Consider the following 14,310-nt stretch of genomic DNA (forward strand, 5'->3'; position numbering starts at 1 on the left):
ATTGTGGCTGAGCTGGACCCGCAAGAAGCGATCCTGGACCGTATTCGGCAATGCGTTACGCTTGCCGCGCTGGAAGACATTCGCGTCGAGATGCTCGGCAAGGCGGGCGTCATCACCGCTGAACTGAAAACGCTGGGCAAACTGAGCCCGGAGGAACGGCAGGCGGTCGCCCCGGCGATTCACGCGCGCCGCGAAGCCGTCACGGAAGCGCTCGCCACGCGCAAGGCCGCGCTGGAGCAGGCCGCACTCGATGCGCGTCTTGCCAGCGAGACGGTGGACATGACGTTGCCGGTCGATGGCGTCGCCCCCGGCTCCGTCCACCCGGTCAGCCAGGTCATGGACGAACTGGCCGAGATTTTCGCCGATCTCGGCTTCGCGGTCGCCACTGGCCCCGAGGTCGAGGACGACTGGCACAATTTCACCGCGCTCAACATTCCGGAAACGCATCCGGCGCGCGCGATGCACGACACCTTCTATATGGCTCCCTCTCCCCGCTCGCGGGGAGAGGGTCGGGGAGAGGGGCAGGATGCCGCCGCTTCCGATATGCCCCTCTCCCCAGCCCTCTCCCCTGAGAGGGAGCAGCCGAAGATGGTGCTGCGCACGCACACCAGCCCGGTGCAGATCCGCACGATGACGAGCCAGAAGCCGCCGATCCGCATCATCGCGCCCGGCCGCGTCTATCGCTCGGATTCGGATGCGACGCACACGCCGATGTTCCACCAGATCGAAGGCCTGGTGATCGACAAGGGCATCACGCTTGGCCACCTGAAATGGACGCTGGAGACGTTCCTCAAGGCGTTCTTCGAGCGCGACGACATCGTGCTGCGCCTGCGCCCCAGCTATTTCCCCTTCACCGAGCCTTCGGCCGAAGTCGATGTCGGCTTCACCTGGAAGGACGGCAAGCGCGTGATCGGTGGCAGCGGCGACGCGCCCGGCGGCGGCTGGATGGAAGTGCTGGGCAGCGGCATGGTGCACCGGCGGGTGATCGAGGCCTGCGGGCTCGATCCGGACGAATGGCAGGGCTTCGCCTTCGGCACGGGCGTCGACCGGCTGGCAATGCTCAAATATGGGATGGATGACTTGCGCGCCTTCTTCGACGGCGATCTGCGCTGGCTCAAGCATTACGGCTTCTCGGCGCTCGACGTGCCCACGCTGAGCGGAGGAGTCGGCGCATGAAGTTCACCCTGAGCTGGCTCAAGGAGCATCTGGAGACCGAGGCCTCGCTGACCGAGATTCTCGAGGCACTTACGCGGGTCGGTCTTGAAGTCGAAGGCGTCGAGAACCCCGGCGAGCGGCTGAGCGGCTTCCGCGTCGCGCGCGTGCTGACCGCCGAGCGCCACCCCCAGGCGGACAAGCTGCAGGTGCTGAGCGTCGATTTCGGCGAAGGCCCGTTGCAGGTGGTGTGCGGCGCGCCGAACGCGCGTTCGGGGCTGGTTGGCGTTCTCGGCCTGCCCGGCGCGGTGGTGCCGGCCAATGGCATGACGCTGAAGGTCGCCGCGGTGCGCGGTGTCGAATCGAACGGCATGATGTGCTCGACCCGCGAGCTGGAGCTGGGCGAGGACCATGAAGGCATCATCGAGCTGCCCGCCGATGCGCCGGTCGGCACCGCCTTCGCCGACTATGCAGGCCTCGACGATCCGGTGATCGACGTATCGATCACGCCCAATCGCCAGGACTGCATGGGTGTGCGCGGCATCGCCCGCGATCTGGCGGCAGCAGGCCTCGGCGCGCTCAAGCCGCTCGACGCGGTGGTCGCGGACCTGCCGACGATCGTGCCGCAGGGCGTGGGGCCGGACGTGCGCACCGACGACAGCGCAGGCTGCCCGGCTTTCTATGGCCAGGCAGTACGCGGCGTGAAAAACGGCCCCTCGCCCGAGTGGCTGCAGCGTCGGCTGAAGGCGGTGGGACAGAAGCCCATTTCCGCGCTGGTCGACATTACCAACTTCGTGATGTTCGGGCTTGGCCGTCCGCTCCACGTCTACGACATGGCGAAGCTCTCGGGCGGGCTGGTCGCGCGCAAGGCGAAGGACGGGGAGACCGTGCTGGCGCTGAACGGCAAGACCTATACGCTCACCGACTCGATGACGGTGATCGCCGATGATGCGGCGGTGCACGACATCGGCGGCATCATGGGCGGCGAGCATTCTGGCGTTTCGGACGACACTACCGACGTGCTGATCGAATGCGCCTATTTCGATCCCGAGCACATCGCCCGCACCGGCCAGAAGCTGCTGCTGACCAGCGATGCGCGCACCCGTTTCGAGCGCGGCGTCGATCCCGCATTCCTCGATGAGGGGCTGGCGATCGCGACCCGGCTGGTGCTGGCGCTGTGCGGCGGCACTGCAAGCGAAGTAACCCGCAGCGGCACCCCGCCCAAGGTCGGCGCGGTGATCGGCTACGATCCCAAGCTGGCCGAGACGCTGGGCGGCCTTGCCGTACCGGCAGAGCAGCAGGTCGATATCCTCGAAAGCCTCGGCTTCACCGTCCAGCCGCTCGACGGCAATGGCGATCCGGTCGAGCTGTCCGACGGCTTCGAAGCCTTCCGCGTGACGGCGCCGAGCTGGCGCCGCGACATCGACGGCCCGGCGGACATCGTCGAGGAAGTGATCCGCATCGCCGGCATCGACAAGGTGCCGTCGACTCCGCTGCCGCGCACGCCCGGTGTCGCGACGCCCACCGCCACGCCCGAGCAGAAGCTCGAGCGCCGGATGCGTCGCACCGCCGCCGCGCGCGGGCTGAACGAGGCGATCACCTGGAGCTTCCTGCCAGAGTCACAGGCAGCCGTGTTCGGCGGCGGCGCCTGGACGCTCGCCAACCCGATCAGCGAGGACATGAAGGTCATGCGCCCGTCGCTGCTGCCCGGCCTGCTGGCGGCGGCGGAACGCAACCTCAAGCGCGGCGCCACCAGCGTCCGCCTGTTCGAGGTCGGCCGCCGTTATCTGGCGGACAAGGAGCGACTCACGCTGGGCGTGGTGCTGGCCGGTGCCAAGGCGGCGCGCGGCTGGCAGGCCGGCAAGGCCCAGCCCTTCGATGCATTCGACGCCAAGGCCGAGGCGCTGGCGCTGCTCGAGGCTGCCGGCGCGCCGGTCGCCAATTTGCAGGTGATGGGCGAGGCTGGTGCCGCCTACCACCCCGGCCAGTCGGCGACGCTGCGGCTGGGGCCGAAGAACGTCCTCGCCAGCTTCGGCGTGGTGCACCCCAGCGTGCTCAAGGCTTTCGATCTCGACGGTGCGGTGGCGGCGGTGGAAATCCATCTCGACGCGCTACCGGCGAAAAAGGCGACCGGCTTCATGCGGCCGGCCTTCACGCCGCCGGCCTTGCAGGCGGTGACGCGCGACTTCGCGTTCCTGGTGCCGACGGCGCTGGCGGCGGGCGATCTCGTCCGCGCCGTGAAGGGCGCGGACAAGGGCACGATCGTCGATGCGCGGCTGTTCGACATCTTCACCGGCCAAGGCGTGCCGGAGGGGCAGAAGAGCCTTGCCATCGAAGTGACGCTGCAACCGGGCGAGAAGAGCTTCACCGATGCTGACCTGAAGGCCGTGGCCGACAAGGTCGTCGCGGCAGCGGCAAAGCTCGGAGCGACGCTACGGGGCTGAGCGCAAGGCAGATTTGCAGAAAGGCGCAGGGGACGCAGGGGATCGACTCTCCGGCGTCCCTGCGCTTCTGCGCCTCCGCGCGGAACAGACGCCGAACCGCAAACATGGGGGATTTTCCCCTCGCGGCGCGTTGCCTCCTGATCGCGAAGCTCGCATAGCCGCGGCGCGACATCAGGAGACCCGCCCATGCCTACCGTTCTCGTCACCGGCGCTACTTCGGGGATCGGCGAAGCTGCCGTCCATGCCTTTGCGGAAGCCGGCTGGCATGTCGTCGCGACGGGCCGCCGCGCCGACCGACTGGAAAAGCTGGCCAGCGAGCGCGTGCATACGCTGGCGTTCGACGTGCGCGATGCAGAGGCACGCGATGCCGCGCTGGACGCGCTGCCCGCGCCCTTTGCCGAGATCGACCTGCTAATCAACAATGCCGGCCTCGCGCTGGGTCTTGAGCCGGCGCACCAGGCATCGCTCGACAACTGGCAAACGATGATCGACACGAACATCTCTGCTTTGGTGTCGATCACCCGCAAGCTGCTGCCCGGGCTGGTGGCGCGCAAGGGCGGCATCATCAACCTGTCGTCGGTGGCGGCGACCTATCCCTATCCCGGCGGCAATGTGTACGGCGCGACCAAGGCGTTCGTCCGCCAGTTCAGCCTGAACCTGCGCGCCGACCTGCTCGGCACCGGGGTGCGCGTGACCTCCATCGAGCCGGGCATGGTGGAGACGGAATTCACGCTGGTCCGCACCGGCAGCCAGGAAGCATCCGACAAACTCTATGCCGGCGTGAACCCGATGACCGCCGAGGACATCGCCGAGACGATGCTGTGGGTGGCGACGCTGCCGCCGCACCTCAACATCAACACGCTCGAGCTAATGCCGGTGAACCAGGCATTCAGCCCCTTCGCGGTGCATCGCGGGGCCTGAGCCATGGCGGACTGGGTCGAGATCGGGTCGGACCGGCTGCACGCGGCGATCAACCCCCATGGCGCCGAACTGTCGTCGCTCCTCGATGCGGAGGGACGCGAGCTGATGACCGATGCCGATCCGGCGTTCTGGGCGGGTCGGTCGCCCTTGCTGTTCCCGATCGTCGGGCGCCTGGCGGGCGACCGCTATCGGTTGGACGAGAGGGAATATAGCCTGCCGCAGCATGGTTTTGCCCGGCGGCGGGGGTTTGCGCTGGTCGATCAGGCCGCAGACCGCGTGACGTTCCGGCTGGAGGACGATGCCGAGACACGCGCGGTCTATCCCTTCGCCTTCGCGCTCGATGCGACTTACCGCGTCGAGGGTGCGACGCTGTGGATCGAGATTGCCCTCACCAATCGCGACGACCGCGACCTGCCGGCGAGCTTCGGCTTCCACCCCGCCTTTGCCTGGCCGCTGCCCTATGGCGCGGCGCGTGAGGACCATCGCATCCGCTTCGCAGCGCCCGAGCCGCAGGGGCTGCGCTATCTGGCCGGGGGCGGCATCGCCCCCGACCGCAGGCCAAGCCCGGTTGCCGGCAACACGCTGGCGCTGGCCGATGCGCTGTTTGCGAACGACGCGCTGATCTGGGACGACCTGACCAGCCGCGAACTATTCTATGGCGCGACGGAGGGGCCACAGCTGCGCATACGCTTCCCCGACACCGGGGTACTCGGCATCTGGACCAAGCCGGGCGCGCGCTTCGTCTGTATCGAACCATGGTGGGGCATCGCCGATCCGGCAGGCTTTACCGGCGAGATTTGGGACAAGCCCGGCATCCAGCGAATCGCACCGGGCGAGACGCGGCATTTTGCGATGGACGTGACCCTGCTCGATTGAGAGCGGCGCATTGCGAGCGGGTGGCGGAAGGCGTATCTTGCGGGTATGGACGACCACTCCGACTTTGGTGCGCCGCTAGAGCAGGCAATCAGCGATCTTGTCGCCAGCGGACGCTATTCATCGCGCAACGATGTGCTCCGCGAAGGCGCACGCATCGTGACCGAGCGCGAGATGCTACGTGCCGCGCTCCACGCGAAGATCGAGCAGGGGCTGGCCGATGCCGACGCGGGGCGTGTGATCCCGATCGAGCAGGTGATGGAGGAAATGCGTACGCGCTGGTCGACGCGGCGGTGAAAGTACTTGTCTCCGAAGTTGCCCGGGCGGAGCTGCGTGCGATTGGCGATTGGATAGCCCGAGACGATCCGGAGCGTGCGGTATCCTTCACGACCGAGCTGCTCGAACGGGCAATGGGGCTGGTCAACTTCCCGGCGGCCTGTCCATTAATGGAGGCGTTCGAGCATCGCGGGGTGCGCCGTTGCATCTACGGCAAATATCTCATCCTCTACCGCATCATGGCGCCGAACATCGAAGTGCTGCACTTCATCCACGGGGCTCGTGATGTTGCGGCATTGTTGACCGGCGAAGAGCCTTAATGGCCGGCGGCTGCAACGCCCGCGATTACTCCCGGCTGGATATCGCCGGCCACGCAGACTAAGGCGTCGCGATTCTTCCCCTTCATCCAAAGCGGCCCATGTCCCCCTCCGATCGTCGTACCTTTGCCATCATCTCGCACCCGGACGCGGGCAAGACCACGCTGACCGAAAAGCTGTTGCTGTTCGGCGGCGCGATCCACCTTGCCGGTGAGGTGAAGGCGCGCGGCGCCGCGCGGCGTGCCCGTTCCGACTGGATGAAGATCGAGCAGCAGCGCGGCATCTCGGTCACCAGCTCGGTGATGACGTTCGAGCGTGATGGGATCACCTTCAACCTGCTCGACACGCCGGGCCACGAGGATTTCAGCGAAGACACCTACCGCACCCTGACCGCGGTGGACTCGGCTGTGATGGTGATCGACGTCGCCAAGGGCATCGAAAGCCAGACCCGAAAACTGTTCGAGGTCTGCCGCCTGCGCAACGTGCCGATCATCACCTTCGTCAACAAGGTCGACCGCGAGGGGCGCGAAGTGTTCGCCACGCTCGACGAAGTGGCGGAACTGCTCCAGCTCGATGTCGTGCCGATGACCTGGCCGGTCGGCATGGGCGGCACGTTCGAGGGGATTTTTGACCTCGCCACCAACCGCCTGCTGCTGCCCGAGGGCGACAGCCGCGAGTTCCACGGCAAGGTGATCCAGACCAGCGGCTTCGACGACCCGCAGCTCGACGCGATCGTCTCGGCCGACAATCTCGCCAAACTGCGCGAGGATGTCGAGCTGGCGCTGGCCGGCTATCCCGAGTTCGACGCCGAAGCCTATCGCAACGGCGACATGACGCCGGTCTATTTCGGATCGGCGCTGAAGGAATTCGGCGTGGATTCGCTGATCGCGGCGATCGCCGAATTCGCCCCGCCGCCGCACGCGCTGCCCGCCGAGCCCGCGCCGATCGAGCCGAGCCGCGACGAAGTCACCGGCTTCGTGTTCAAGGTGCAGGCGAACATGGACCCCAACCACCGCGACCGCATCGCGTTCATGCGGCTGGTGTCGGGTACGTTCAAGCGCGGCATGAAGCTGACGCCGACCGGCCACGGCAAGCCGATCGCGATCCACTCGCCGATCCTGTTCTTCGCCCGCGAGCGCGAACTGGCCGACGAGGCCTATCCCGGTGACATCATCGGCATTCCCAACCACGGCACGCTGCGGGTGGGCGATACGCTATCGGAACGCGCCGGGGTGCGCTTCACCGGCCTGCCGAACTTCGCGCCCGAAATCCTGCGCCGCGTGGCGCTGAAGGATCCGACCAAGACCAAGCAGCTCCGCAAGGCGCTCGACGACCTTTCCGAAGAGGGCGTGATCCAGGTCTTCTACCCGGAAATCGGGTCGAACTGGATCATCGGTGTGGTCGGCCAGCTCCAGCTAGACGTGCTGCTCAGCCGGCTCGATGCCGAGTACAAGGTCGGCGCGATGCTCGAACCGTCGCCCTATGACACGGCGCGCTGGATTTCGTCGGACGATCCCGCGGCGCTGAAGGAATTCCTGGACCTCAACCGCGGCGCGCTGGCCAAGGACCGGGATGGCAATCCCGTGTTCCTCGCCAAGTCGGCCTGGGAAGTCGGCTATATCGCCGAGCGGTACAACAAGGTGACCTTCGCCGCGACGCGCGAGCGCTGAACATAAGCCACCCTTACCCTTCCGGCGCTTCGCGCCTCCCTCCCTCTGTCAATGGGAGAGGGAAGGGGCCCACCGCCAAAGGCGGTGGGAAGGGTGAGGGTAATGTGCGCCTACGCCGCCTGGCGCGCGTCCTTCAGCGTCGTCGCGATCCAGTCCCGGATGCGGCGGGCATGGCCCAGGTCGCTGTCGAACCTGGCGAGCAGTTCCTCGGCGCCCTCGGTCGAGGTGCCGGCGGCACGCATCATCGCGATCACTTCCTGCTGGGCGGCAATGTGGCGCTCGGCAAGCGCCACATTCTTCTCGGCTTTGGCGAGGTCGGTCGGGGTGTAACGCATATGGTTACTATAGGATGGCGAAGGCACCGGCGGGAATCGGGTGCTCAATCCACCCAGTCGCGCGCCACCCAGCGGCTGGCCAGCGCCATCAGCGCGCCCGCCACCAGATAGAGCGACAGCGCCGCCGCAATGGCATAGCGCAGCCCGTCCGCCCCGCCATAGGCAGGCGCAAGGCCCTTGGACAGCAGCCCGATCGACCAGCTCCCCAGCCCCAGTCCGATCAGATTGTTGATGAGCAGGAACGAGGCCGATGCGGTCGCGCGCATCTGCGGCGGCACCAGATGCTGCACGGCGGTCAGCACCGGCCCCAGCCAGACATAAACCAGCGCCTGCGGGACCAGAAACAGCGCAAAGCTCGCCTGCCAGCTATGCGCCAGCACACCCGCAACGAACAACGGCACGCCGGCGACATAGCTGAGCGCCGGCGCCAGCGCATACCATTTGCGGTCGGTGGCACCCAGACGGTCGCCCAGCCAGCCGCCGATCAGGATGCCGGCCACCCCGCCGGTCAGCAGCAGCGCACCGAAGAACTGGCCGACCTGCGCGAGATTGAACTGGTAACTGCGGATGATCATGCTCGGCAGCCAGAAGGCGACGCCATAGCCGCACATCGACCCCGCCGCCGCGCCGAACGCGAGCAGCCAGAAGCTCGGCTTGGCGGCGAGGATGCCGAACACATGCCAGAGCGGCGCCTGCCCGGCCCCGCCGCCTGTTCGCGGCGGATCGCGCACGATCCACTTGAACGGCAGCATGATCGCAATGCCGAGCAGCCCCACTGTCATAAAGGCCGTGCGCCATTCGACATGCTGCGCGATATAGCCGCCAAGCAGCGCACCGCCGGCAGAGCCCAGCGGAATGCCCAGCGAATAGAGCGACAGCGCCCGGGCGCGGCGCTCCGCCGGATAGGCATCGCCGATCAGCGCATAGCTGGGAGCGACGCCGCCGGCCTCCCCCACCCCGACACCGAGCCGGTAGAGGAACATGGTCGCGAAGCTGTGCGCCGTTCCGCACAACGCAGTGAAGGCACTCCACACCCCCAGCGACACGGCGATCACCCAGCTACGGCTGGTCCGGTCCGCCAGCATCGCCAGCGGGATGGCCAGCGTCGAATAGAGCAGCGCAAAGGCGAAGCCGCCGAGCATACCAAGCTGCCCGTCATCCAGCCCCAGATCGGCCTTCACCGGCTGGGCCAAGATCGACAGGATCTGCCGGTCGAGGAAGTTGAAGATATAGACCAGCAACAGCATCGCGAGGACGAGCCCGCGCGGGGTGGCGGTGCGGCTGGGGGATGCGGGCTCGGCCATGGTGTCGCTTTCCACAGTGCGCGCCCCTCCCTGAAAGGAAGGGGTCGGGGGTGCGCGCGCGTCAGCGCGCTCCCAAAGACTCTACTACTTGTCGGCAGCGAGTCCCGCCGCCTGACGGCGGCGGGCCCACCCCTAATCCCTCCCTCGCAAGGAGGGGAAGCTACTGTCCCGAGAGACTGTTTCTCAGAACCGCAGTTCGAACGATCCGGTCACGGTCCGAGGCGGACCATAATAGCCGATGATCGAGTTGCCGTAGAGCGCGCCCGGGAAATAATAGCCGCCCACCCGGTAGCGCTCGTCGGTCAGGTTACGCCCGGCCACACCGATCCGGTAACGGCCGCTGGCCGAGGTCCAGTTGAGGCTCGCCTCGACCAGCGCATAACCGTCCTGATCGAGCGGCGAAGCATATTCGAACATCGAGATGTCGCTGCGCAGCGAAACCGATGGCGTGAACGCAAGCGTGCCGCCTGCCAGATCCTCCGACCAGGTCGCCGATGCATTCACCGTCCAGCGCGGCGTGTTCTGGAACACGCGCTGGTTCGACACATCGACCGGCGTCGTGCCGCCCGCTATATAGGTCAGGAACTTCTTGTATTCGGCATGGGTGTAGCCGACCACCAGGCTGGACGAGAAATGGCGCGACGGCACCATCCGCGCCTCCGCCTCGAAACCGTAAATCTCTGCTTTGCCCGCATTGTCGACAAAGCTGGCGATGCCACCACCCGCCGCCGGTGCCTGGATCGTCACCTGCTGGTCGCGATAGTTGGAATAATAGCCGGCAAGGTTGAGGAAGAAGCGGCGGTCGAGGAACGCGCCCTTCATGCCCACTTCGTACGAATCGATCTTTTCGGGCTGATAGCCATTGACCGTGGTGGGCGTCAGGATCGCGTCGCCGCGCATGTCGAACCCGCCCGATTTGAAGCCCTTGCCCCAGCTCGCATAGAGGTTCAGGTCCTGACGCGGTTCATAACTGAGCGAGATGCGCGGCGTTGCCTGCTCGAAGCTGCGGCTGTTGGTATAGTTGGTGCGCAGCAGCCCCGGCACCGCCGCCGGATTGCCGAAGCGCGGGCTGCGGATGCCGGTGAAGTTCTGGCGATAGACGCTGCCGGTCTTGTCGTCCTTGGTATAGCGCAGGCCCACCGACAGCTTCAGCGCATCGGTGATACCGTAGGTGACATCGCCGAACGCGGCATAGCTCTTGGTATCGACGGTGCCCGAGGTGAGGATGGTCAGGTTCGCCAGCCCGACGACCGTGTCGAACGCGCCCGATGCACGCGAATTGAGATAATAGAGCCCCGCGACTCCCTGCAGCCGCCTTCCGGTGTAGAGCAGTTGCAGTTCCTGGGTGAATTGCCGGTCCTGATAATAGGCAGGCACGTCGAGCGTGGGCGCGGGCGTATTGTCGAAATCGATGATCGTATCGGTATTGCCGTTGCGCCACGCGCTGATCGATTTGAAGGTAAGCCCTTCCGAAAGCCCGATCTCCGCGGTCGCGGACAGGCCCTGGCTCATCACCCGGTTCTTGTCGCCGGCACCCGCCGTCGTGTCATAGACCGAGCCTACCGGCTGATAGGCGGCGAGCCCGCCATTGCCGAACAGCCGGTGGCCGTGGCGCGGATTGGAATGATCGACGGTACGATCGGCGGCGATGCGGAAGAACAGCCCGTCGCGCGGCGCATATTCGGCCGAAGCGCGGCCGGCGACGACATCCTTGTTATACTGGTCGACGCCGGTGTTGAGGTTGTGGCCATAGCCGTCGCGCCAGTAGCGCGCGACCGATCCGCCTACCGACAGCGTCTGGGTCAGCGGCACGGTAACGGTGCCGACCAGATCGACCTGGTTATAGCTGCCATAGGCGGCGCGCGCCGTGGCGTGGAATTCATCCCCCAGCCGCTTGGTCACATATTTGATCGCGCCGCCGATCGTGTTGCGGCCATAGAGCGTGCCCTGCGGCCCGCGCAGCACCTCGACCCGCTGCACGTCGAAAATGTCGAGGATCGCGTTCTGTGGCCGCGCGACATAGACATCGTCGATATAGAGCGCGACGCCCGGCTCGAACCCCCAGAGCGGATCCTGCTGGCCGACACCGCGGCTGAACGCGATCATCGTCGAATTGGATCCGCGTGCCACCTGCAGCGTCAGGTTGGGCGTCATGTCCTGCAGCGCGGTAATGTCGGGCGCGCCCTTCGCCACCAGCGTGTCGCCGGAGACGACCGACAGCGAGATCGGCACGTCGATCAGATTTTCCTGGCGACGGCGGGCAGTGACGACGATCTCGCCGTCCTGCGGCGTTGCCTCGGCCGCCGCCGGGGCAGCGCTGTCCGGCGCTTGCTGGGCGAAGGCGGGTGCGGTGGTGATGAATGCGGCGCTGGCCAGCGCGACAAGACGAACGGAATTCCGGCGCGTCATGCTAATGATCCTCCCCTGCAGCAACCCGTCATTGGTGCGGGTTGTAAGCCATTGCAGTTCGTTATACTGAAACCTGAACCGGGTTTCAACTTGGAAAGAAAGGCGGAGAGGGATGCAGGCGGACGGGCGCGGCAAGGCCCTTACCGAGGGGCCGCTCGACACGGGCGAGGCGGCCAGCGAAGGCAAGACACCGCGCACCGAACGCGGGCGGCGCACGCTGCGCGCGATTCTGGATGCCGCCGCAGCGGAGTTCGGCGAGAAGGGGTTTCACGAAGGGTCGATCAGCGGCATCACCCGCCGGGCGGGCGTGGCGCTGGGCAGCTTCTACACCTATTTCGATTCGAAGGACGATGTGTTCCGCGCGCTGGTGCGCGACATGAGCGACCAGGTGCGCGAACATGTTGCGCCGGCGCTGCGCGACGCGCGCGACCAGATCGATGCCGAACGCGCCGCGCTGCTTGCGTTCATCCGCTTCGCCCGGACCCACAAGGAAATCTACCGCATCATCGACGAGGCCGAATTCGTCGACCCCGCCAGCTTTCGCCAGCATTATGCCAGCACCGCCGAGCGAATCGCCGCGCGGTTGCGGGCCGGGGCGGCGCGCGGCGAGCTGCGCGACGAGGTGAGCGAAATCCATGCCTGGGCGATCATGGGCATGAACGTGTTCCTCGGCCTGCGCTACAGCGTGTGGGACGAAGGCACCCCGCCCGAGGCCATCGCCGAAGCCGTCGCCGATCTGCTGGCACGCGGGATCGGCGCCGGGCGGTAGCGCCTCGCCCCTGTCATTCGCGATCGTCGCCCGGAGGATGGGCTTGCGCGCGGGCCAGCTCCTTCGGCTTGCGCCGTTCGAATGCCTTGCCCAGCCGCTCTTCCTCGGCCGCAGAAAGGCGTTCTTCGGCGGCGGGGAACATCTCTTCCTCCTCCTCGTCGATATGGTGGAGATAGCGGTCGCGCATCGTCCGGAACTTTGTCAGCCAGGCCGAAGACGCCATTTCGATGTCCATCAGTTCGCCGAGCAGATCGTCGACTTCCTTGTGTTCGGACACCGAGTGGCGGGCATCCTCGCGTAGTTCGGCGTCGGCGAGCATCGTGGCGTACAGCGTCTCTTCCTCCGCCGCAGCGTGCGACTGGAGCTCGAGCCGCAACTGTTCGAACAGCTCGCGCCGTTCAGCACTGTCGCCCGAGGTACCGTCGATGCGCTGAATCAGTTCGCGCTGTCGGTCGTGATCGGCGGTCAGGTCGGCGAAGATGCGAGACGCTTTGGCCATTTTGGGCACTCCCTTGGTTCTCCGGCTCCAACCGGCGGCGCGGCGCGGAGTTGCTGCCGCGAGTCGTTCGCAGCCGCTCGCCGCGATGGACGCTGACCGGCGCGCTGGCTAAGCAGACCGCCAAAAGGGGATCGGGCATGGCGGATCGGGCCGGAAAACAATGGCTGGCGCTCGCAATCGGGCTGGCGATCACCTGCCTGCTCGGCTGGGCGTTCAAGGCGCATTGCACGGTCCATGGCTGGGTGGCGTCGGTCCAATACACGACCGGCTGCTACAGCGATGCGATGCCCTTCTGGCAGGGGCGCCATGTCGACAGGGGCCTGATCCCCTATTTCCAGACGCCGATGGAATATCCCGTGCTGACCGGCGCGCAGATCTGGATCGAAGGCGCCCTGACCCGGCTGGCGGGCAGCGGCGCAAACTCGGGCATGTTCCTGGGCGTTGTCACTGCGGCCAATGCGGTGCTGGCGGGGCTGATCCTGGCGATGTTCTGGCGCGCGGGCATGGACCGTACCCGGCTTTGGCTGTGGGCAGCGGCGCCGCCGCTCGTCCTGTACCTTGGCCATAACTGGGATCTGGGCGCCTGCGCGCTCGCCGTGGCGGCAATGCTGGCGGCCCGGCGAAACCGGCTGGTGCTGGCGGCGGCCCTTGCCGCGCTGGGCGCCGCCGCCAAGCTGTTCCCGGCGTTGATGCTGCCGCTGATCGGGCTGGCGGCACTGTTCGCGCCGGGCCAGTCCTGGCGCGCGCGGATCGGCCGGGCTGCGGCTTGTACGGGCACCGCCATCGGCGCTTGGGCGGCGGTGAATCTGCCGGTCGCGCTGACGGCACCGGCAAACTGGTCGGAATTCTACCGCTTCTCGCAGAGCCGCACGCCGACCGCGGCGTCGATCTGGGGGGTGCTGGTCTATCAGAATATCTGGGTGCCGACGGTCGCGCAGCTAAACCTCTATGCCGCTGCTGCTTTTGTAAGCGGCGCGGTAGCCATCGTCGCGCGGGGCTGGCGCAAGCATGGTGCACGGTCCTGGGTGCTGTTCACGCCGGTACTTGCCTGGTTCATGCTGACCAACAAGGTCCATTCGCCCCAGTTCGACCTGTGGCTCTATCCGCTGCTGGTGATGACGGCGCCGCGCTTCGCCCCGCTAATGCTGTTCGTGATCGGCGACATCTGCGCCTATTTCGCCGAATTCTGGCTGTTCGCCGGCATGGACGGCGCCTGGCCCTATGCCACGCCGCACGATGTGATGATCGCCGCCACCATCCGCGCGGTGGCCATGCTGTGGCTGATCGCCGACATGGTCGCTAGGGCGGCGCCGGACTGGATCACCCGTCCGGCGCGATAGG

The 14,310-nt window shown here is 66.6% G+C and carries 13 protein-coding genes; 9 read left to right on the forward strand and 4 right to left on the reverse strand.

Translation table 11 applies throughout. The annotated features are described in order from the left end of the window. Positions 1–90 precede the first annotated feature (90 nt). From pheS to ACT53M_RS08875, 7 genes are all read left to right on the forward strand, one after another. Positions 91–1,176, forward strand: a complete 1,086-nt coding sequence (gene pheS / locus ACT53M_RS08845) for a phenylalanine--tRNA ligase subunit alpha (protein WP_476233232.1) — start codon at positions 91–93, stop codon at positions 1,174–1,176. Next, positions 1,173–3,596 carry a phenylalanine--tRNA ligase subunit beta gene (gene pheT, locus ACT53M_RS08850; protein ID WP_476232781.1) on the forward strand — a complete coding sequence of 808 codons (2,424 nt, stop codon included), beginning with the start codon at positions 1,173–1,175 and terminating at the stop codon, positions 3,594–3,596. The genes pheS and pheT overlap by 4 nt, the downstream gene beginning before the upstream one ends. 186 nt (positions 3,597–3,782) lie before the next feature. Continuing rightward, positions 3,783–4,517 (forward strand): SDR family oxidoreductase, encoded by a 735-nt coding sequence (locus tag ACT53M_RS08855; protein WP_476232782.1) that lies wholly within the window; start codon positions 3,783–3,785, stop codon positions 4,515–4,517. A 3-nt stretch (positions 4,518–4,520) separates the two neighbouring features. Then, the gene (locus ACT53M_RS08860) at positions 4,521–5,393 is read left to right on the forward strand and encodes an aldose 1-epimerase family protein (RefSeq protein WP_476232783.1); all 873 of its coding nucleotides are present in this window, start codon (positions 4,521–4,523) and stop codon (positions 5,391–5,393) included. A 45-nt stretch (positions 5,394–5,438) separates the two neighbouring features. Beyond that, positions 5,439–5,687, forward strand: coding sequence for a type II toxin-antitoxin system ParD family antitoxin (locus tag ACT53M_RS08865; RefSeq protein WP_476232785.1), 249 nt, complete (start codon positions 5,439–5,441; stop codon positions 5,685–5,687). Further along, complete coding sequence (locus tag ACT53M_RS08870) at positions 5,684–5,986, forward strand: type II toxin-antitoxin system RelE/ParE family toxin (RefSeq protein WP_476232786.1); 303 nt, start codon at positions 5,684–5,686, stop codon at positions 5,984–5,986. The genes ACT53M_RS08865 and ACT53M_RS08870 overlap by 4 nt, the downstream gene beginning before the upstream one ends. Positions 5,987–6,084: 98 nt before the next feature. After that, positions 6,085–7,653: a peptide chain release factor 3 gene (locus ACT53M_RS08875; protein ID WP_476232787.1), complete on the forward strand. Its 1,569-nt coding sequence runs from the start codon at positions 6,085–6,087 to the stop codon at positions 7,651–7,653. Positions 7,654–7,763: 110 nt separating this feature from the next. Here ACT53M_RS08875 and ACT53M_RS08880 read toward each other — a convergent pair whose 3' ends face one another. The 3 genes from ACT53M_RS08880 to ACT53M_RS08890 form a co-directional block, all read right to left on the reverse strand. Next, entirely contained in the window at positions 7,764–7,988 is a 225-nt protein-coding gene (locus tag ACT53M_RS08880; protein WP_476232788.1) for a hypothetical protein, read from the reverse strand. Between the two features lie 44 nt (positions 7,989–8,032). Continuing rightward, positions 8,033–9,292: a spinster family MFS transporter gene (locus tag ACT53M_RS08885; protein ID WP_476232789.1), complete on the reverse strand. Its 1,260-nt coding sequence runs from the start codon at positions 9,290–9,292 to the stop codon at positions 8,033–8,035. A 183-nt stretch (positions 9,293–9,475) separates the two neighbouring features. Further along, positions 9,476–11,701, reverse strand: coding sequence for a TonB-dependent receptor (locus ACT53M_RS08890; protein WP_476232790.1), 2,226 nt, complete (start codon positions 11,699–11,701; stop codon positions 9,476–9,478). 112 nt (positions 11,702–11,813) lie between these two features. On the opposite strand from ACT53M_RS08890, the gene ACT53M_RS08895 reads away from it, so the two are divergent. Beyond that, positions 11,814–12,470 (forward strand): TetR/AcrR family transcriptional regulator, encoded by a 657-nt coding sequence (locus ACT53M_RS08895; RefSeq protein ID WP_476232791.1) that lies wholly within the window; start codon positions 11,814–11,816, stop codon positions 12,468–12,470. 13 nt (positions 12,471–12,483) lie between these two features. Here the strand turns inward: ACT53M_RS08895 and ACT53M_RS08900 are convergent, their stop codons facing one another. Beyond that, positions 12,484–12,969 (reverse strand): hemerythrin domain-containing protein, encoded by a 486-nt coding sequence (locus ACT53M_RS08900; protein WP_476232792.1) that lies wholly within the window; start codon positions 12,967–12,969, stop codon positions 12,484–12,486. Positions 12,970–13,106: 137 nt separating this feature from the next. Here ACT53M_RS08900 and ACT53M_RS08905 point away from each other — a divergent pair, with 137 nt between their 5' ends. Continuing rightward, the gene (locus tag ACT53M_RS08905; RefSeq protein WP_476232793.1) at positions 13,107–14,309 is read left to right on the forward strand and encodes a hypothetical protein; all 1,203 of its coding nucleotides are present in this window, start codon (positions 13,107–13,109) and stop codon (positions 14,307–14,309) included. Position 14,310 lies beyond the last annotated feature (1 nt).

The organism is Sphingomonas sp. DMC6 (assembly GCF_056314225.1).